At 46.5% G+C, this 18,571-nt stretch carries 18 protein-coding genes; 5 read left to right on the top strand and 13 right to left on the bottom strand.

Features of this window, described 5'->3' with window-relative positions:
* Window positions 1-3 precede the first annotated feature (3 nt).
* The 3 genes from QM717_RS11860 to carA all read right to left on the bottom strand — a co-directional run bounded on the left by QM717_RS11860 (window position 4) and on the right by carA (window position 5,284).
* Entirely contained in the window at window positions 4-2,652 is a 2,649-nt protein-coding gene (locus QM717_RS11860) for a leucine-rich repeat domain-containing protein (RefSeq protein WP_415037675.1), read from the bottom strand.
* A gap of 111 nt (window positions 2,653-2,763) precedes the next feature.
* Window positions 2,764-4,059, bottom strand: coding sequence for a phosphopyruvate hydratase (gene eno / locus QM717_RS11855; RefSeq protein WP_415037674.1), 1,296 nt, complete (start codon window positions 4,057-4,059; stop codon window positions 2,764-2,766).
* 115 nt (window positions 4,060-4,174) lie between these two features.
* Complete coding sequence (gene carA, locus QM717_RS11850) at window positions 4,175-5,284, bottom strand: glutamine-hydrolyzing carbamoyl-phosphate synthase small subunit (protein WP_415037673.1); 1,110 nt, start codon at window positions 5,282-5,284, stop codon at window positions 4,175-4,177.
* A 520-nt stretch (window positions 5,285-5,804) separates the two neighbouring features.
* Here carA and QM717_RS11845 point away from each other — a divergent pair.
* From QM717_RS11845 to QM717_RS11825, 5 genes are all read left to right on the top strand, one after another.
* Window positions 5,805-7,364, top strand: coding sequence for a type I restriction-modification system subunit M (locus QM717_RS11845; protein ID WP_415037672.1), 1,560 nt, complete (start codon window positions 5,805-5,807; stop codon window positions 7,362-7,364).
* Window positions 7,361-8,536, top strand: a complete 1,176-nt coding sequence (locus QM717_RS11840; RefSeq protein WP_415037671.1) for a restriction endonuclease subunit S — start codon at window positions 7,361-7,363, stop codon at window positions 8,534-8,536. Before QM717_RS11845 ends, QM717_RS11840 begins: the two co-directional genes overlap by 4 nt.
* A gap of 11 nt (window positions 8,537-8,547) precedes the next feature.
* On the top strand, window positions 8,548-11,703 hold the full coding sequence (locus tag QM717_RS11835) for a type I restriction endonuclease subunit R (protein WP_415037670.1): 3,156 nt from the start codon (window positions 8,548-8,550) through the stop codon (window positions 11,701-11,703).
* A gap of 162 nt (window positions 11,704-11,865) precedes the next feature.
* Window positions 11,866-12,435, top strand: coding sequence for a helix-turn-helix domain-containing protein (locus QM717_RS11830; RefSeq protein WP_415037669.1), 570 nt, complete (start codon window positions 11,866-11,868; stop codon window positions 12,433-12,435).
* A 98-nt stretch (window positions 12,436-12,533) separates the two neighbouring features.
* Window positions 12,534-12,962 (top strand): hypothetical protein, encoded by a 429-nt coding sequence (locus QM717_RS11825; protein WP_415037668.1) that lies wholly within the window; start codon window positions 12,534-12,536, stop codon window positions 12,960-12,962.
* A gap of 367 nt (window positions 12,963-13,329) precedes the next feature.
* On the opposite strand, the gene QM717_RS11820 is transcribed toward QM717_RS11825, so the two are convergent.
* The 10 genes from QM717_RS11820 to infA all read right to left on the bottom strand — a co-directional run bounded on the left by QM717_RS11820 (window position 13,330) and on the right by infA (window position 18,568).
* On the bottom strand, window positions 13,330-13,722 hold the full coding sequence (locus tag QM717_RS11820) for a PKD domain-containing protein (protein WP_415037667.1): 393 nt from the start codon (window positions 13,720-13,722) through the stop codon (window positions 13,330-13,332).
* 281 nt (window positions 13,723-14,003) lie between these two features.
* On the bottom strand, window positions 14,004-14,252 hold the full coding sequence (locus QM717_RS11815) for a hypothetical protein (RefSeq protein WP_415037666.1): 249 nt from the start codon (window positions 14,250-14,252) through the stop codon (window positions 14,004-14,006).
* Between the two features lie 59 nt (window positions 14,253-14,311).
* The gene (locus tag QM717_RS11810) at window positions 14,312-14,923 is read right to left on the bottom strand and encodes a hypothetical protein (RefSeq protein WP_415037665.1); all 612 of its coding nucleotides are present in this window, start codon (window positions 14,921-14,923) and stop codon (window positions 14,312-14,314) included.
* A 217-nt stretch (window positions 14,924-15,140) separates the two neighbouring features.
* A complete protein-coding gene (gene rplQ, locus QM717_RS11805; RefSeq protein ID WP_415037664.1) occupies window positions 15,141-15,683 on the bottom strand; it encodes a 50S ribosomal protein L17 in 543 nt (180 codons plus the stop codon).
* Between the two features lie 63 nt (window positions 15,684-15,746).
* Window positions 15,747-16,739, bottom strand: a complete 993-nt coding sequence (locus tag QM717_RS11800; protein ID WP_415037663.1) for a DNA-directed RNA polymerase subunit alpha — start codon at window positions 16,737-16,739, stop codon at window positions 15,747-15,749.
* A 17-nt stretch (window positions 16,740-16,756) separates the two neighbouring features.
* Complete coding sequence (gene rpsD, locus QM717_RS11795; protein ID WP_415037662.1) at window positions 16,757-17,362, bottom strand: 30S ribosomal protein S4; 606 nt, start codon at window positions 17,360-17,362, stop codon at window positions 16,757-16,759.
* A 91-nt stretch (window positions 17,363-17,453) separates the two neighbouring features.
* The gene (gene rpsK, locus QM717_RS11790) at window positions 17,454-17,837 is read right to left on the bottom strand and encodes a 30S ribosomal protein S11 (RefSeq protein ID WP_415037661.1); all 384 of its coding nucleotides are present in this window, start codon (window positions 17,835-17,837) and stop codon (window positions 17,454-17,456) included.
* Between the two features lie 9 nt (window positions 17,838-17,846).
* Window positions 17,847-18,221 carry a 30S ribosomal protein S13 gene (gene rpsM, locus QM717_RS11785; RefSeq protein ID WP_166335004.1) on the bottom strand — a complete coding sequence of 125 codons (375 nt, stop codon included), beginning with the start codon at window positions 18,219-18,221 and terminating at the stop codon, window positions 17,847-17,849.
* A gap of 2 nt (window positions 18,222-18,223) precedes the next feature.
* On the bottom strand, window positions 18,224-18,340 hold the full coding sequence (gene ykgO / locus QM717_RS11780; protein WP_002987490.1) for a type B 50S ribosomal protein L36: 117 nt from the start codon (window positions 18,338-18,340) through the stop codon (window positions 18,224-18,226).
* A 12-nt stretch (window positions 18,341-18,352) separates the two neighbouring features.
* Complete coding sequence (gene infA / locus QM717_RS11775) at window positions 18,353-18,568, bottom strand: translation initiation factor IF-1 (protein ID WP_007136545.1); 216 nt, start codon at window positions 18,566-18,568, stop codon at window positions 18,353-18,355.
* Window positions 18,569-18,571: the final 3 nt, after the last annotated feature.

Genomic DNA, 18,571 nt, shown 5'->3' with positions numbered 1-18,571 from the left:
TTTCTATTGCTTGACGATGGATTGTGTCACCTGTCCTGATGCGGTGCCGACTTTGAGGTAATAAATCCCTGCGGAATATCCCTGAAAATTGACTGCTGTTTCAGCCGCATCCGAAATTTGTGTCTGCAGCAACCTGCCCTGCGCATCATACACTGTTACCGATTGAATATTACCGTCGGCTTTAACCTTGACGATGTCCCTGACCGGATTTGGGAAAATACGGATCGAGGCATCTGCGGTAAATTTTTCGGTTCCTAACAAAGTAAAAGTCGTGACCGCCGGCTCGGTGATGACCGGGAAATTGTAGTCGAAGAAAATGTCGGCCTTGTTGCTCACGCTCGAATTGACGGCGAGATCACTTTTGGTTTTGATTTTAAAGACGACGTGGCCTTTGCCTTCGGGTGCCAAATGAATGCCTTCGAAAATAAACTCGACTTTATTGCCCGCTATCCTGGTGGTATTTTCGTGTGAAGCCGATACTAATTGCAGACTTTCGATATCGAATTTGGTCTGGTCGATGACATCCTTGACCACAATATTTTCAGCCGCCGCACTTCCCGTATTTTCAAAATTGATGACATAGTGCAGGTATTGCCCTATTTGCGACGGATTGACCGTTGTGCCTTCAAGGCAATGCTTGTCGTTGGGATCAAAAGAACCCACTACCGTTTGGTGGAGCAGTGCCGTATTGTCTTCGGGCAGCGCATCGGTTACATCGGGTGCCGTAACCACCGCCCCGATATCAACTACATCACCCAGGTTGACCGCAGGGATTTCCATCGGTCCGTTCAGGTTGAGCGTGACCAATACGGTACGGGTTTCGAAAGGGAAAATGCCGCTGTAATCGTATTGCAGCAATCCAGAAGACTGATTGGAAGCATTTGGCGACGAGCCGACCAAGTCGAAAATCGCATCGTTGAATGTAAAATTGACCGTACCCGTGGCCAACTGGTTGCCTTTGTTCTTGAATATGATTTTGTAATGCGCATCGAAGCCGGGTCTTGGTTGGTCAATCGGGACGACAAGGACTTCCATATCGTGGTAAACGCCATTGGGCGAGATGCAGAAACTTTGGTTCAGGGTCGTGTTGGTACCCGAGAAATTAACGACGGCACTTGGCGGCATGATGTTGAAATAAGCCGGATTTTCTAGTTGCACCGTTGCAATTATGGCAGGATCAAACGGTGTGTAGAAATTGTAAACGCCATTGGGTTCCGAAAACACAATGCTGTTGCCAAAATCGGTCTGGACTTTAATCCTGACATTACTGAATCCCGGATCGTTCCCTCCGCAACCGTTCCCGTTCTCGTCAAAACTAACGGTTCCGGTGAGTGTATTGTAATCGCCTCCCGGTGCAAACGAACAATACGAGTTGACGACCGCAGCAGTCAATTGCTGGCTGTTAAACGCATTCTGGATGCCCGCGATTTCACTTTCATCGGCGCAGACAAAGGCAAGATTTGGATTTGCGGCAAAATCAACATATTCTTGTCCACCGTTCTTCATGTACACGCGCTCGAGTTGGTTGTCGCCCAGATAGACTGCTTCGAGGTTCGGGCTGTCGGAAACATCAAATGCCGTCAGTTGGTTGTGTGAAGCATAGACCGCATACAATCCGATGCACCCTGTTACATTGACTTCGGTAAGCATATTGCTGTCGGCGTAAATGACATACAGGCTCGTACATCCCGAAGCATTGATGGTCTGGAGTAAACCGTTGCCCAAAAAAATATCACTGGCATTAATAGTGACCAAATGCTGCAGGCCGGAAACATCCAATCCGGTGATTTGGTTGCCTGCAACCCTGACCGACTCCAATAGCGGACAATCGGTCAAATCGAGATTGCCCGTCAATTGATTCTGTTCTATATTCAAATTCTTAAGCTTGGGCAAACTTCCGACTGCCATCGCGGTCAATCCATTGTCATAGCAGATAAGCGTCTCGAGGTTGGAAAGCCCTGTAAGATTCAGGCTTCCCAAATTGTTTTCAAAGCAAGTGAGGTTCTTTAAGCTACCCAATCCTGAAACATTCAAAGCAGTCAGCTCATTACCGGAACAAGCCAAATCCGCGAGATGGCTCAAACCACTGACATTAAGCAAGCTAAGGTTGTTGCTGTTGCAGAATAATTCCTCCAAATTGGGCGAGGAAGAAAGATCCAACGAAAGCATGTCATTATCGCCGCCATAGAAGAACTTCAAGCCAGTCAAACTGGAAATCCCTATGATAGTTGAAACTTGATTGGAGTAGAAATACAATCTCTGCAAATCTGCCAAGCCCGTCACATTGAGTGTTGCGATGGCATTATTGGCACAGTCCAATGTCCTCAACCCGGTCAGGGCCGAAACATCGAGCGCAGCAATCTGGTTGCTCGTACAATCCAGTTTCTTCAGATTGGTGAAACTTGCAATACCAGTCATGTCTGCAATCATGCTACTGGTCACGTTCAATGAATCAATCGCCATCGCTTCGGAAAGCTGGATGTTGCTGTCGTTGTTGGTATCGATTTTGACATACACGCCATTTTTGCAGGCGGTTTGGTTGGCCGGACTGGCAGCGAGCAATTTCATCTTGAAATTGGCATTGGGAATGTTGACAATCTGCGCGTGGGCAACCGAGGCCAACAATAACAAAAGGAGTAATAATTTTTTCATAGTCTGTTTGTTTTGAATCAGCAGCAAAAAAGCCGTTGTAAACCTATAACAATCGGGCACAAAAAAACCCGACATCAGCCGGGTTCCTTTATATTTTATTTTAAAATAAAATTATTTCTTGACCTTGAATGCTTTCAATCCAGGGAAATAAGCGGTATTGTCCAGGATTTCCTCGATGCGCAGCAACTGATTGTACTTGGCCATACGGTCCGAACGCGAAGCCGAGCCGGTCTTGATCTGTCCGCAGTTGAGCGCCACGGCCAAATCGGAAATGGTGTTGTCCTCGGTTTCGCCCGAACGGTGCGACATTACCGAAGTATAACCCGCATTGTGCGCCATGTTGACGGCCGCGATCGTTTCGGTCAGGGTACCGATCTGGTTGACCTTGATCAGGATCGAATTGGCGATGCCCTGCTCGATGCCCCTGCCCAGACGCTCCACGTTGGTCACGAACAAATCGTCGCCCACCAATTGGACTTTGTCCCCGATGCGGTCGGTCAGGTATTTCCAGCCTTCCCAGTCGTCTTCGTACATGCCGTCCTCGATTGAGATGATCGGGTATTTCGAAGCGAGTTCGGCCAAATAATCGGCTTGTTCTTCTGAACTGCGGATTTTTCCGTTCGGCCCTTCGAATTTCGAGTAATCGTATTTGCCGTCCTTGTAGAATTCCGAAGCGGCACAATCGAGCGCGATCATGATCTCGTCCCCGAATTTGTAACCCGCCATCTCTACGGCTTTCTTGATCGTGTCGAGCGCATCTTCGGTTCCGCCGGCGAGGTTCGGTGCAAATCCGCCTTCGTCACCCACAGCGGTAGACAATCCGCGGTCGTGCAATACTTTTTTGAGATTGTGGAATACTTCGGTTCCCATCTGCAACGCCTGTGTAAAGGTTTTGGCCTTGACCGGCATGATCATGAATTCCTGGAACGCAATCGGCGCGTCGGAATGCGAACCGCCGTTGATGATGTTCATCATCGGGACCGGAAGCGTGTTGCCCGAAACACCGCCCACATAACGGTACAACGGCAAGTTGAGTTCGTTCGCCGCGGCTTTGGCCACAGCCAACGAAACCCCGAGGATGGCATTGGCACCCATGTTCGATTTGTTGTGCGTACCGTCAAGCTCGATCATCTTCTGGTCGATCAGGTTCTGTTCGAAAACCGAAATCCCGAGCAATTCCTGCGCAAGGTGGTTGTTGACATTCTTGACCGCCTTGAGAACGCCCTTGCCCATATAAGCCTTGCCGCCATCGCGCAATTCTACCGCTTCGTGTTCGCCCGTCGAGGCACCCGATGGAACGGCTGCACGTCCGAGGACGCCGTTTTCGGTGATGACATCGACCTCTACGGTAGGATTTCCGCGGGAATCAAAAATTTGTCTTGCGTGGATTTTGATGATAATGCTCATGATGCTATTGTTTATTTGTTAATAGTTGAATCAATTTTTTCCGAAATTAAAAAATATCCGTATGGCACAAAAGCACATCGGCAATAAATTGGGAAAACTTATAAACGCAAACGATTTAGTTTTGCGCCGATCGGATGTTTTCGATGAACTGGTCGAACAGATAAGACGCATCATGCGGTCCCGGGCTGGCCTCCGGATGGTATTGCACCGAGAAGCAGTTCTTCGATTTCATGCGCATGCCCGCAACCGTCTGGTCATTGATGTGCAGGTGCGTGATCTCGAAATCGGGGTTGTTCTCGAGGTCTTTTTTCGAAACCGCGAAACCGTGGTTCTGCGAGGTGATCTCGCCTTTGCCCGTCAGCACATTTTCTACCGGGTGGTTGATGCCGCGGTGTCCGTTGAACATCTTATAGGTCGGGATGCCGTTGGCCAAAGCCAAAATCTGATGTCCGAGACAGATGCCGAAAACCGGATCGTTGTTCTTGAGGATTTCCTTGGCTACCTCTTGCGCCAGAATCAATGGTTCAGGATCGCCGGGGCCGTTCGAGAGGAAATACCCGTCGGGATTGAACGCCTTCATCGTTTCGTAGTTCGTGTCGTAAGGGAACACCTTGATGTAGCAGTCGCGCTTGGCGAGGTTCCTCAAGATGTTTTTCTTGATGCCCAAATCCAAAGCTGCGATTTTATAAGTGGCAGTCGGTTCGCCGATGAAATACGGTTCCTTGGTCGACACTTTCGAGGCGAGTTCCAAGCCTTCCATATCGGGCACACTGGCGAGCAATGCCTTCAATTCCTCGATCGATTTCCCGTCGGTCGAAATGACCGCATTCTGTGCGCCATGGTCGCGGATGTAGCTCACCAGTGCACGCGTATCGACATCGGAAATGCAAACCAGGTTGTGCTTCTCGAAATAATCGTACAGGCTCGCATAGGCGTTGTCACGCGAATAATTGAAAGAGAAATTCTTGCAGACCAATCCCGAGATCATGATCTTGTCGGCCTCGATGTCCTCATGGTTGACGCCGTAGTTGCCGATGTGCGCGTTGGTCGCGACCATGATCTGGCCGTAATAAGATGGGTCGGTAAAGATTTCCTGGTAACCGGTCATCCCGGTGTTGAAGCAGACTTCGCCGAAAGTAGTCCCTGAAATGCCGATGGATTTGCCGTGGAAGATGGTGCCGTCTGCTAGGAGCAGGATGGCGGGTTGTCGTGTGTTGTATTTCATTCGTCGTAGTTATTGCTTCTTAAGGTCTCATGCTGTCGCTGCGCTCAAGTCTTTCGTTGTAGTTATTGTCTTTTAAAAAGACTCATGCTTTACGCAAGCCCAAGTCAACTCGTTGCATTTACGCTTAGAAGCGTGGTTGTTGGGGTGCAAATTTAATATAATTTTCCAATATATTTTAACGATTAACATTGTGAATCATCAAATCGGGCGATTAATTTTATACGGCTTGAAACCGATCTTAGAGTAGCATCCATTTTTCATTTAAATGGGTTTGCTACCAAAACAATTATTTTAGTTGCGTTAGATTTCACATTCCGGAATTTATCCGCAAAATGCAGGGGATTAATTCAATCAAAAAAGACAGAACTACAATCGGATGCGAAGCAGATAGCCTGTTCAAAGATGGCCCCAAAACTTTTGAAATAAGCCGATGCCGACCCAACATTTTTTTATATTATTGTGTCATGGTCGGCTACACTCACTTCGCCTTCCCATATATCAACAAACAATAACAAATTTAATGACCAGAGAACAAGAACGCGACGAACTGCACCGGGCCATTTGGCAAATTGCCAATGATTTACGCGGCAGCGTAGACGGATGGGATTTCAAATCCTATGTTTTGGGCATGCTGTTTTACAGATTTATTTCCGAAAACCTCGCGAGCCATATCAACAAAGCCGAATGGGAAACCGGCAACAAAAATTTCGATTATGTTCAATTAAGCGACGAGGAAGCCGAGTTCGGTCGCGCCGATACCGTATCGGAAAAAGGATTTTACATCCTGCCTTCTGAATTGTTCCATAACGTGGTGAAAAATGCCGCAGTCAACAGGGATTTAAATGTACGGTTGCATGCCATTTTCAAAGACATCGAATCCTCGGCCAAAGGAACCGAAAGCGAAGACGACGTACGCGGCCTATTTGACGACATCGATGTCAACAGCAACAAACTCGGCAGCACGGTCGAACAACGCAACACACGTCTGGTTAAAATCCTCAACGCCATTGCCGGACTCAAACTTGGCAATTACCAAGACAATAATATTGACGCCTTTGGTGACGCTTATGAATTTTTGATGACGATGTACGCGAGCAGCGCCGGAAAATCAGGAGGTGAATTTTTTACGCCACAAGAAGTCTCCGAATTGCTGGCCGAGATTACCGTCGTGGGTAAAACCGAGGTCAATAAAGTATACGACCCCGCAGTGGGGTCTGGTTCGCTATTGCTTAAATTCGCCAAAGTACTCGGCAAAGAAAATGTCCGTCAAGGTTTTTATGGACAGGAAGTCAACATCACGACCTACAACCTCTGCCGCATCAACATGTTTTTGCACGACATCAATTATGAAAAATTCAATATCGCGCACGGCGATACGTTGATCGATCCCGCACATTGGGACGACGAACCGTTCGATGCCATCGTCTCCAATCCGCCGTATTCGATCAAATGGGAAGGCGATGCCAATCCGCTGCTCATCAACGACCCGCGTTTTTCACCGGCAGGCGTGCTCGCGCCCAAGTCCAAGGCCGATTTGGCTTTTACGATGCACATGCTTTCGTGGCTTTCAACCTCAGGGACAGCAGCCATCGTCGAATTTCCTGGCGTATTGTACCGTGGCGGTGCCGAGCAAAAAATTCGCAAATACCTGATCGACAACAATTATGTCGACACCGTAATCCAATTGCCGCCCGACCTGTTTTTTGGGACGACGATCGCCACGTGCATCATCGTTTTGAAGAAAAGCAAGAAAGACAACGCGACGTTGTTTATCGACGCAACCAAGAAAGTCGTGCGCAGCGGCAACAAAAACAAATTGTCCGACGACAACCGAAAGGACATCCTCGATGCCTTCATCGCGCGTACCGATGCCGACCATTTTGCCAAACTCGTTCCTAATGCAGACATTGCCGAAAATGATTACAACATCTCCGTAAGCAGCTATATCGAACAAGAAAACACGCAAGAGGAAACCGATATAGTAGAACTAAACGAACGCATTGCTGGAATAGTAATGCGGCAAAATGAATTGCGCCAATCAATCGATGCGATTGTAAATGATTTGGAGGGTGTGGTATGAATAAGATAGAGCAATTGATTGCAGAGTTGTGTCCGGAAGGGGTGGAATTTAAGCAAATAGGTACTTACTGCAAAATTTTGAGAGGTAAGCGACTTACAAAAAAAGAGTTGACAGATGAAGGAATTTATTTTGTTTTTCACGGAGGTTTGATTCCGCTTGGTCGTTATAATAAATTTAATCGCAAGGCGAACCAGACAATGATTATCAATACAGGAAGTGTTGGTGAAGTAGTATGGTGTGATACTAATTTTTGGTCATCGGACGGTACCTTTGTGGTAGAAACGCCTGAAGACATTAATGACAGGTTTTTGTATTTTTTTCTAAAAACACAAGAAAAATATTTTAAAGATCAAAAGCGCGAAGGTGGGGTTCCAACGATTGATAGAAACGCTATTGAAAAATTATACATTCCCGTCCCGCCCATACCCATCCAACACCAAATTGTCCATATCCTCAACCAATTCACGGAGCTGGAGGCGGAGCTGGAGGCGGAGCTGGAGGCGGAGCTGGAGGCGCGTACGCGCCAATATGATTTCTATAGAAATCATTTGTTGGCGTTTGAGGGAAAGGAAGTGGAATGGAAGAGTTTAGGGGAATTGGCAAAAATAGGCGACGGCCTCCATGGCACTCCTAGTTACAGTATGGACGGTGACTATTATTTTATTAATGGAAATAATCTTATTAACGGTTCTATTGAGTACTTTAGTACTACTAAGAAAGTTGATGAGAAAATGTTTGATAAACATGGTATTGAATTCTTTGAAAATAATACCATTTTCTTATCTATAAATGGGACTATTGGTAACTCAGCAATTTATAAACACCAAAAAATAGTATTGGGTAAATCGGTAGCCTATTTTAATGTAACAGATCGATTACTCAACCCTAAATTCTTATTTTACTATTTTCAAGGTAGACATTCAAAGCATTACTTTGAAACACAAAAAACTGGAGCCACAATAAAAAATTTGGGGCTAAAAGCGCTTAGGGGATTTGAAATTCCAGTTCCGCCATTACAAGAACAAAACCGCATCGTCCAAATCCTCGACCAATTCGACGCACTCGTCAACGATATTTCAACCGGCCTACCCGCCGAAATCAAAGCGCGTCGCCAACAATACGAATACTACCGCAACAAGCTGCTTGATTTTAAAAAATGTGAAACGGTATAAAAGATAACGCCATGAGTGAATTCCACCTGATTTCTGAAAACCCCGAGAGCACGGTCGTCGCCGAGTACCAGTCGTCATATACCCGCGAAACCAGCTACCAGAGCGAAGCCGAACTCGAAAAGGCGTTCATCCAATTGCTCGAAACACAAGCATATGGTTTTTTGAAAATCACGACCGAGCAAGACCTCATAGCGAATCTGCGTGCGCAGTTGGAGCGATTGAACCAGTTTACATTCACCGACAAAGAATGGCAGCACTTCTTTGCCAAGGAAATCGCAAATGCCAACGCGGGTATCGAGGAAAAAACCCGATCGATCCAGGAAGACTACATCAAATTGCTCGATGGCGAGGATGGCTCAAAGCGCAACATTTACCTGCTCGATAAGGACAACATCCACAACAATACCTTGCAGGTCATCAACCAATACGAGACCGATGGCGGCAAACGCGCCACACGTTATGATGTAACGATACTGGTCAACGGCCTGCCGATGGTACATGTCGAGTTAAAGAAACGCGGGGTGAGTTTACAGGAAGCGTTCAACCAGATCGACCGTTACAGCAGGGAATCGTTTTGGGCGGGATCAGGTTTGTTCGAGTACGTGCAATTGTTCGTGATCTCAAACGGTACGCTGACCAAATATTACAGCAACACCACACGGTACACGCACCTCAAGGAGCAAGGTCAGCAAACCAAGAAAAGCAAAACCAGTAACAGCTATGAGTTCACCTGTTGGTGGGCTGATGGTAACAATAAGCCCATCCTGGACCTGATGGACTTTGGTAAGACGTTTTTTTCCAAGCACACACTGTTAAATATTTTGATCCGGTATTGCGTATTCACATCAGACAAGTTGCTGCTCGTGATGCGCCCATACCAGATTGTGGCAACCGAACGCATCCTGGGTAAGATCCATACCTCTCAGCATTACAAGAAGTACGGCTCGGTCGACGCAGGCGGCTATGTTTGGCACACCACCGGAAGTGGCAAGACGCTGACCTCGTTCAAGACGGCGCAGCTTGCGAGCAAGCTGGATTATATCGACAAGGTGTTGTTTGTGGTAGACCGAAAAGACCTCGATTACCAGACGATGAAGGAGTACGATAAGTTTGAGAAAGGCGCGGCCAACAGTAACACCAACACGGCGGTACTCAAAAAACAACTCGACGATCCCGAGGCCAACATCATCATCACGACCATACAGAAGCTGTCGATCCTGATCAAGAAACAAAAGAACCACCCGATTTTTGCCAAACCGGTCGTGTTCATTTTCGATGAGTGCCACCGCTCTCAATTCGGTGACATGCATGAAGCCATTACCAAAAATTTCAAGAAGTATTTTCTGTTCGGTTTTACGGGCACGCCTATCTTCGCCACAAATGCCGGAAGCAGCGGCAAGGCGCACCTCAAAACGACAGTGCAGGCTTTCGGATGTTACCAGCACGGCGATGTCTCCAATTGCCCAGACAATCACCCGACCGCGATCCACACCTATACGATTGTCAATGCGATTGCCGACAAAAATGTCCTGCCGTTTCGTGTGGATTACATCCGTACGATGCGTGAAAAAGACGACATCAAAGACCAGCAAGTCCGCGATATTGACCGCGAGCGCGCGCTGATGTCGCCGCAACGCATAGGCAATAATGTTTCCTATATCCTCGAGCATTTCGACCAGAAGACAAGCCGGAATAGCAAGCCGTACTACATGACGGCTTTGGCCAATGTGCACGAGGTAGCCTCGGCAAAAGACCGCTGTAAGATTGAAGAAATCAAGGAAAAAATCAGACGAAGCGGTTTCAATTCGATTTTTGCCGTTACGTCGATCGATGCTGCCAAGTTGTACTATGACGAGTTCAAGCGACAGCAACGGGAGCTTCCCGAATTGCGTCGTTTGAAGATAGCCACCATTTTCAGCTTCGGACAGAATGACGGCGTCGACGATGGCGTCGACGATGAAAACACCGAATCGACTGAGAATTTGCCGGCAAGCCATCGCGATTTTCTGGACGAAGCCATTAAAGATTACAACCGTGACTTCAAGACCAATTACGATACTTCGCCCGACAAATTCCAGAACTATTACAAGGATGTGTCATTGCGAATGAAGAACCGCGACATCGATCTGCTGATTGTTGTCAACATGTTCCTGACAGGTTTTGATGCCACGACACTCAACACGCTTTGGGTGGATAAAAACCTGCGCATGCATGGATTGCTGCAAGCCTATTCGCGTACCAATCGCATACTCAATTCAATCAAGACCTTTGGCAACATTGTGTGTTTTAGAAACCTCGAAGAAGCCACGAACCAAAGCCTCGCACTTTTTGGCAACAAGGATGCGGGCGGAATCGTACTGCTCAAAACATTTGATGAATACTACAATGGTTACCACGATGGCAAAAAGCAAATCGTGGGTTATGCCGATTTGGTACACGAACTTTTGGAGAAGTTCCCGATTGGCGAACGCATCTTGGGCGAAGAAAACAAAAAGACGTTCGTTCGGTTGTACAGTGCCATTCTGAAACTGATGAACATTCTCAAATCGTTTGACGATTTTGCGGGCAAAGAAATACTGTCAGAACGCGAATTCCAAGATTACCACAGCATGTACATCGAACTGTATAACGAGTTTCGTGGTACGCAAGGTGGCGATCGCGAAAACGTAAACGATGATATCGTCTTTGAAATGGAACTGATCAAGCAGGTCGAGATCAATATCGATTACATCCTGATGCTGATTAAAAAATACCATGAAAGTCACCTCAAGGATCAGGAAATCGCCATCAATATTACCAAGGCAATTGATTCGAGTGTTGATTTGCGCAACAAGAAAGAGCTTATCGAACGGTTTATTCTTTCACTTTCCCCGACGTCGGATGTAGAAGACGAATGGATCACTTATGTGAAGGCACAAAAGAAAGCCGAATTGGATGAAATTATTACACAGGAAAATTTAAAACCGGAAGAAACAGTACGGTTTGTAAACAACGCGTTTAAAAATGGCGAAATTCTATCGACGGGAACTGCATTTGCTTCCATTTTGCCACCCGTATCTAGATTTACCGCTACAGACGACCGGACGAGAAAAAAAGAAACGGTTTTGGAGAAACTAAAAACCTATTTTGATCGATTTTTTAACATTTCGGGTGGAGCGCTTGGGTAGTATCCTAAAATAAGAACCAGTATTACAAAACTGGCATCATAAAATGAGGTCGAAATAAATTGTTGTTGCAAAATCCCCGTTGCAAAAATTCCCCAACAAAAAAACCTGCAACGAAACCGTGGCAATATTTTTGTCAACTGCAAAATTGCAACCACCCACCTCATGAAAAAACAAAATTCCCTCCGAAACCTGCTTGGCGTTACGCAACAGGAAATAGCCATGCTACTCAATGTGAGCCGTGGCCAATGGTCGATGTACGAATGCGGCAGGCGCGATTTGCCGACGCATGCGGTGCAATTGCTGGCCGAGATCGTGGCCCATCTGCAATCCTCCGGGACAGCACCGGCAAAAGACAACAAACAGCAGGCACTGGCCGAAAGCCGCCGCGTGCAGCTTGAACACCTACTGCGCGAAAACCAATTCGAGCGGCTGCTGCTTGAAAAGAAAAGATGCGCGTTGGAAAAGCAACAGCAATCTGACGCCGTACGAAAGCAATTGGCTGAATTTATTCGGCAGCGCAGCGTTGCCGACAAATATTCCAATGCCCGGCCATTGGTCTCTCCCAAAGTCCTCGGTAAAAATTTCGAACAGGATTGTGACGCCCAACTGCTGCGTTATGAAATACGTCTCGAACTCCTCTCCCTCGAAAAACTCCTGCTTGAATCCAAACTCCAAAAAATCAATGCACCAAACGTTAACACGGCTTTCCGACCAATTGACGCAAAAGAGTAATTATTGTTAAAATAATGATAATCAATTAAATAAACCTCTGCTTTTGGCACGCAAATCGGAACTGCGTCCCACATCAGTAACCAATAAATTTTTTAATTATGACGTACTCCGTACAAAATTTGACCCTCGTGGCCGATTGCAACGTGTTGCTTTCACTGGCCGCAAAAGAACGTGCCGACCTCGATTTCAAGAGGCTTTCCGAAGAACGCATGACGGTAAGGTTCACCCAGACTTCACAGGAAATAGATGCCGATCTGCAAGGCGTAATCGTCGAGATCGCCGCCACCGAAACCATCATCTCGATGCTGCCCGACGGCCCATCCAAAGACGAAGCCATCGATAAAAAGACCCGGCTCGAATACCGCAAGTTCACGCTCGAAAACCGAAAAGAAAGCTACGGGACGATAGCGCTACTCGAAAAAGAAATGGACTTGTCGCGTACGATCCGCGAAATAGAGGAAGTAGACGGCTTCATCGCCGTGGTCAGCGAACGAAGGGCGGCACTGGCAGCACAATCCCCGAATTAATTCAAGCAGGCTCCGGCCTGCTTTTTTTTATGAAACGGCACAAAACCCATCCAGGCCAACACAGGTAGTGCATGGGTGGGTATTTTTGCGCTGCGCCAGCAAGCAAAAACTAAAAACCCATTCCGCTTAATCGCGCCATAGGATTGCGCAGGCGGGCACCTGCCGTTTGAAGATGGCGTTAAATTGCAAACTGTCTGAGCGCAGCGAGTTTTTGCAATTTAGCCATCGAAAACAGGCAGGTCGCCGAGCAACCCGGCGCTCGGCATTTTTGTTTCTTTTGTTGCCAGACAAAAGAAAGCCCGCCGGCAGGCAAAAACAAAAAAAGGACAAGCTCAAACTTGTCCTTTTTTTAAACTAACTTCCAAAGTTATTTCGTCGAATACACCATCGGATTCGCCCGATGCCGCGGTACCGTACAAAAAACATCCACCGGTTTTTCAACCGAAGCCAGTTCGCCATTGGCATCGGTTACCGTCAACTTTACGTTGTAGGTCCCGCATTTGGGGAACAGATGGTGGGGCGTGGCTTCTTCGGAGGTAGTCCCGTCACCGAAATCCCATTGGTAAGACTTGGCATTCTTGGAGGTGTTCACGAGCTCCATCTGGGTCCCTTCCAGGAAAAGCGCATTGGGTTTGGTCAACTTGAAATCGGCCACTGCGGCCGAAGATCCTGTCTGTGCGGCATCCTGCACCAATTCGTCATCTGCATTGCAACTGCACAGCACCAGCCCGAGGGTGGCTGCAAAAATCATCTTCTTCATACTTATAAGGTTAAATTAATAATACTAGATAGGGCGCATAGTCAAGTATTAAAAGGTAACCTTAGTTCTACATGTGGCGCAAAGATAACATTCGCCACAGAACTCCATTTCATTTAACAATTATTAACTGCTTATAACTGAATTTATGCAGATTTATTGTACTGTAAACCAAAGCTTTTGTTAAATAGCGCTTCATTATTTTGGTAACGCCAACTATTGCCCTTAAAACCAAAAACCCCGGTAGATTGCCGGAGTTTTGTTTTGACGAAAAGATCGCGCCTTTACTTAGGACAGATTGCGTCCATCAAGGTAACGAATAGCCCCACGTATTTGCCAATAAACGGTAATGCCTCCAGCTTGGTCACAAAGGATCTAATCTTGCTCCAGATGGCACAAATTCTCTCGCGCATTCCATCGATTCCGGCATCTGTAAAGCCATGGGCGTTCATCGATGCCACAAATTCGTCGGTCTCTTTTTTGATTTGGTCGTAGTTGTCGAGCATTTCGGACTCGAGTTTTGTTAATTCCATGATCGTTAAATTTTGTTGCCTACTCTTTGATCCCGTTTTCGGCATACCGGTGTGCGTTTTTATTCGATGTGGGATGGGTTTCCATCCAGCAATGTTTCTATGATGTTTCCGATGGCGTAAGGAACCGAGCTGTTTCGTTTTGCGGTCGGCAGGTACGAATGGTCGAAGCCGATTTTGTGACACCATTCGTGTACATAATGGTTGGCCAGTTCATCGATTTCCATTTGGTCGAACATTTCAGAATAGGTATAGATTTCCTTCGACCCGGGATTTCCATAACCAATCACCGAGCCGTTGGATCCGATGACCAATTCAAGGTACAGGTCGATGGTAGGCTCGGGATCTTCTTTAACGAGCTCTTGCGCATCCATGATGATTTCATACACCTGTGCATTGGTGTAGGGCTTGTCGATGTAACGCCCCAACAGGTTGCGCCGGTAATAAAAGCTGTATTGGCCCCTGTAGCGGAATTCCAACACCTGGCGTCTGAAAGCCGTGCTGTTGATGGTCTTCTCGATGGCTTGCATGACACTGTTGAGCCGTTCCAGCCGGCGGCCTTCATAACGGATGCAAGCCAATAGGTTGACACGGGTGGGCACATTCCCGAGCCCTTTGGCCTTATCGGTCGAAAGGTTCTGGAAACTGTTGCGGTCTGGTGTGGGATTATCCATGACGATTGCTTTTGCTAGTAAACAAATGTCAGGAAAGTTGTGTCTCCGGGAATAGTTGAAACACTAAGCGGAATTGGTTTTTAGACTAACGAAAAATCAGACAGCAAGATGCTTTGCGGCAAGATCGCCGCTTTCCTGGCCAAACCCAGTTCACTTGGGGGCAAAAAAAAAGGACGAACTAAAAAGTCCGTCCTTTATTTTGGTTGAAAACGTGGGCTTATTCAGCGGCCTTTGTTTCGTCAGTGTCTGCTGCCGGAGCTTCCGGTGCTTCTGCTTGCGGCTCCTCGGCTTTAGGGGCTTCCACTTTAGTCTCCTCGACTTTCGCTTCTGCTTTTCCTTTTCCGCTTCCGCCACGACGGCTTTTCGTTTTCTTTACTTCTTTTTTACCACCGTTGTAGAGTTCGTTGAAATCTACGAGTTCGATCATCGCCATATCAGCGTTATCTCCCAAACGGTTACCCACCTTGATGATACGGGTGTATCCTCCCGGACGGTCGCCCACTTTAGCGGCTACATCGCGGAACAAATCGGTTACGGCGTATTTGTTTTTCAAATAGGCGAAAACGATACGACGGTTGTGCGTAGTGTCTTCTTTTGACTTGGTGATGAGCGGCTCAACGAATTGCTTCAAAGCTTTCGCTTTAGCAACTGTAGTGTTGATGCGCTTGTGCTCGATCAATGAGCAAGCCATGTTTGAAAGCATAGCCGTTCTGTGGCCTTTTTGTCTGCTTAAGTGGTTGTTCTTTTTTCCGTGTCTCATGACATTGTTTGTTTAAACCTTCCTCTTGCTCGATCCACTCTGGAGAGCAAAATAGGAAGAAAATTATTCTTTATCTAATTTGTATTTGGCGAGATCCATCCCGAAAGTCAGGTTTTTGTTCGCCACGAGCTCGTCGAGTTCGGTGAGCGACTTCTTACCGAAGTTGCGGAATTTCATCAAGTCGTTTTTGTTGAACGATACCAGGTCGCCCAAGGTATCAACTTCTGCTGCCTTCAGACAGTTCAGGGCGCGTACGGACAAGTCCATATCGACCAATTTAGTCTTGAGCAATTGTCTCATGTGGAGCGATTCTTCGTCGTAAGACTCGGTCTGCGCGATTTCATCGGCCTCGAGCGTGATGCGCTCGTCAGAGAACAACATGAAGTGGTGGATCAGAACTTTAGCGGCTTCGGTGAGCGCATCTTTAGGAGCGATCGAACCATCGGTCTTGATTTCCAAAACGAGTTTCTCGTAGTCGGTCTTTTGCTCCACACGGAAGTTTTCGATCGCGTATTTCACGTTCTTGACTGGCGTGAAGATAGAGTCGGTGAAAATGGTTCCGATAGCGGCGTTCTGCTTTTTGTTTTCTTCAGCAGGAACGTAGCCACGTCCTTTCTCGATCGTCAATTCAAAGTTCAATTTGATTTTGCTGTCGAGGTTACAGATCACCAATTCCGGGTTCAATACCTGGAAACCTGAGATGAACTTCTGGAAGTCACCTGCGGTCAATTGGTCTTTTCCTGTAACAGAAATGGTTACCGATTCATTGTCGACGTCTTCGATCTGGCGTTTGAAACGAACCTGCTTGAGGTTCAGGATGATTTCAGTAACATCTTCAACTACACCTGAGATAGTAGAAAATTCGTGGTCTACACCTTCGATTCTTACAGATGTAATTGCGTAGCCTTCCAAAGCGGAAAGCAAAACTCTTCTAAGTGCGTTACCTACGGTCAATCCGTAACCTGGTTCCAAAGGACGAAATTCAAATTTGCCTTCGAAATCGGTTGAATCGATCATGATAACCTTATCGGGTTTCTGAAAATTAAATATTGCCATAGTTCGACTAAGTCTGATTATTTGTTGTACAATTCGACGATGAGTTGTTCTTTGATGTTTTCAGGGATTTGCAATCTTGCAGGAACTGAAACGAAAGTACCTTCTTTCAAATCGTTGTTCCAAGTGATCCACTCATAAACATGTGAAGAATTCGCCAATGAACGCTCGATGGCTTCCACTGATTTTGATTTCTCACGAACAGCCACCTTATCGCCGGCTTTTAAATGGTATGAAGGAATGTTGACCACTTCACCGTTTACGGTGATGTGACGGTGAGAAACGATCTGACGTGCAGCACGACGAGATGGGGCGATACCCATTCTGAATACTACGTTGTCGAGACGCGCCTCGCACAATTGGATAAGAACTTCACCGGTTACACCACGTGCTGCTGAAGCTTTTTCGAAAAGTCCACGGAATTGTTTTTCCAAGATTCCGTAAGTGTACTTCGCTTTTTGCTTTTCCATCAACTGTACTGCGTACTCTGATTTCTTACCTCTTTTTTTAGCCATCCCGTGTTGTCCTGGGGGATAGTTTCTTTTTTCGAAGGCTCTATCGTCTCCGAAGATCGCCTCACCAAATTTACGGGCGATTTTTGTTTTTGGACCAGTATATCTTGCCATTGCTAATTATTTTGGGTCAGAGATTATGAATTCAGGTCTTATAAATCCTTCGATAATCTGGGTCTGTCCCGGTTATACTTAAAAAATAAAATTAAACTCTACGTCTCTTTGGAGGACGGCATCCGTTGTGCGGCATTGGGGTTACGTCGATGATTTCGGTCACCTCGATTCCTCCGTTGTGGATGGAACGGATCGCAGACTCACGTCCGTTTCCTGGTCCTTTCACATATACCTTCACTTTTTTCAAGCCTGCTTCCAAAGCTACTTTTGAGCAATCCTCGGCTGCCATCTGTGCAGCGTATGGCGTGTTCTTTTTAGAACCACGGAATCCCATTTTACCGGCAGAAGACCAAGAGATTACTTCACCTTTCTTGTTGGTTAAAGAAATGATGATGTTGTTGAAAGTAGCGCTGATGTGCGCTTCGCCAGTCGATTCAACGACTACTTTACGCTTTTTTGTTGTTGCTTTAGCCATTACTACTTATTATTTAGTTGCTTTTTTCTTGTTAGCAACAGTTTTACGCTTACCTTTTCTCGTTCTTGAGTTGTTCTTGGTTCTTTGACCACGGAGTGGCAACCCGGCTCTGTGACGGATTCCTCTGTAGCAACCGATGTCCATCAAACGTTTGATGTTCAATGAAGTCTCTGAACGCAATTCACCTTCAATCTTGTAGTATGACACGGCGTCACGGATTGCTCCGATCTGGTCGTCATTCCAGTCTTGAACTTTGATGTCTTCGCTAACGTTGGCTTTAGCCAAAATTTCGCTTGCACGGCTTTTACCAATTCCGAAGATGTAGGTCAAAGCGATAACTCCTCTTTTGTTTTTCGGGATGTCTACCCCTGCTATTCTTGCCATAATTAACCTTGTCTTTGTTTGAATCTAGGATTCTTTTTGTTGATTACGTATAATCTGCCTTTTCTGCGCACAATGATGCACTCGGCACTTCTTTTCTTAACTGATGCTCTTACTTTCATCTCGTGTATTTTTTAGTATCTGTAAGTAATTCTTGCTTTAGACAAATCGTAAGGGCTCATTTCCAGTTTCACCTTGTCGCCCGGAAGCAACTTGATGTAGTGCATACGCATTTTACCGGAGATGTGGGCGATTACGATGTGCCCGTTTTCTAATTCTACGCGAAACATTGCATTCGACAATGCTTCAATAATGGATCCGTCTTGTTCTATTGCTGATTGTTTTGCCATAAA

It is taken from the genome of Flavobacterium sp. (assembly GCF_047602195.1).
Taxonomy (GTDB): Bacteria; Bacteroidota; Bacteroidia; order Flavobacteriales; family Flavobacteriaceae; genus Flavobacterium.
The sequence above is the reverse complement of the archived record's forward strand: the minus strand, read 5'-3'. Positions and strand labels throughout refer to the sequence as shown.

Bases quoted from the DNA above. Each gene is read 5' to 3' on its own strand.
- rpsD (WP_415037662.1), bottom strand. From the start codon at position 17,362: ATGGCAAGATATACTGGTCCAAAAACAAAAATCGCCCGTAAATTTGGT.
- eno (WP_415037674.1), bottom strand. From the start codon at position 4,059: ATGAGCATTATCATCAAAATCCACGCAAGACAAATTTTTGATTCCCGC.
- QM717_RS11835 (WP_415037670.1), top strand. From the start codon at position 8,548: ATGAGTGAATTCCACCTGATTTCTGAAAACCCCGAGAGCACGGTCGTC.
- QM717_RS11825 (WP_415037668.1), top strand. From the start codon at position 12,534: ATGACGTACTCCGTACAAAATTTGACCCTCGTGGCCGATTGCAACGTG.
- infA (WP_007136545.1), bottom strand. From the start codon at position 18,568: ATGGCAAAACAATCAGCAATAGAACAAGACGGATCCATTATTGAAGCA.
- QM717_RS11830 (WP_415037669.1), top strand. From the start codon at position 11,866: ATGAAAAAACAAAATTCCCTCCGAAACCTGCTTGGCGTTACGCAACAG.
- QM717_RS11840 (WP_415037671.1), top strand. From the start codon at position 7,361: ATGAATAAGATAGAGCAATTGATTGCAGAGTTGTGTCCGGAAGGGGTG.
- QM717_RS11845 (WP_415037672.1), top strand. From the start codon at position 5,805: ATGACCAGAGAACAAGAACGCGACGAACTGCACCGGGCCATTTGGCAA.
- QM717_RS11820 (WP_415037667.1), bottom strand. From the start codon at position 13,722: ATGAAGAAGATGATTTTTGCAGCCACCCTCGGGCTGGTGCTGTGCAGT.
- QM717_RS11800 (WP_415037663.1), bottom strand. From the start codon at position 16,739: ATGGCAATATTTAATTTTCAGAAACCCGATAAGGTTATCATGATCGAT.
- carA (WP_415037673.1), bottom strand. From the start codon at position 5,284: ATGAAATACAACACACGACAACCCGCCATCCTGCTCCTAGCAGACGGC.
- ykgO (WP_002987490.1), bottom strand. From the start codon at position 18,340: ATGAAAGTAAGAGCATCAGTTAAGAAAAGAAGTGCCGAGTGCATCATT.
- rpsM (WP_166335004.1), bottom strand. From the start codon at position 18,221: ATGGCAAGAATAGCAGGGGTAGACATCCCGAAAAACAAAAGAGGAGTT.
- rpsK (WP_415037661.1), bottom strand. From the start codon at position 17,837: ATGGCTAAAGCAACAACAAAAAAGCGTAAAGTAGTCGTTGAATCGACT.
- QM717_RS11810 (WP_415037665.1), bottom strand. From the start codon at position 14,923: ATGGATAATCCCACACCAGACCGCAACAGTTTCCAGAACCTTTCGACC.
- rplQ (WP_415037664.1), bottom strand. From the start codon at position 15,683: ATGAGACACGGAAAAAAGAACAACCACTTAAGCAGACAAAAAGGCCAC.
- QM717_RS11860 (WP_415037675.1), bottom strand. From the start codon at position 2,652: ATGAAAAAATTATTACTCCTTTTGTTATTGTTGGCCTCGGTTGCCCAC.
- QM717_RS11815 (WP_415037666.1), bottom strand. From the start codon at position 14,252: ATGGAATTAACAAAACTCGAGTCCGAAATGCTCGACAACTACGACCAA.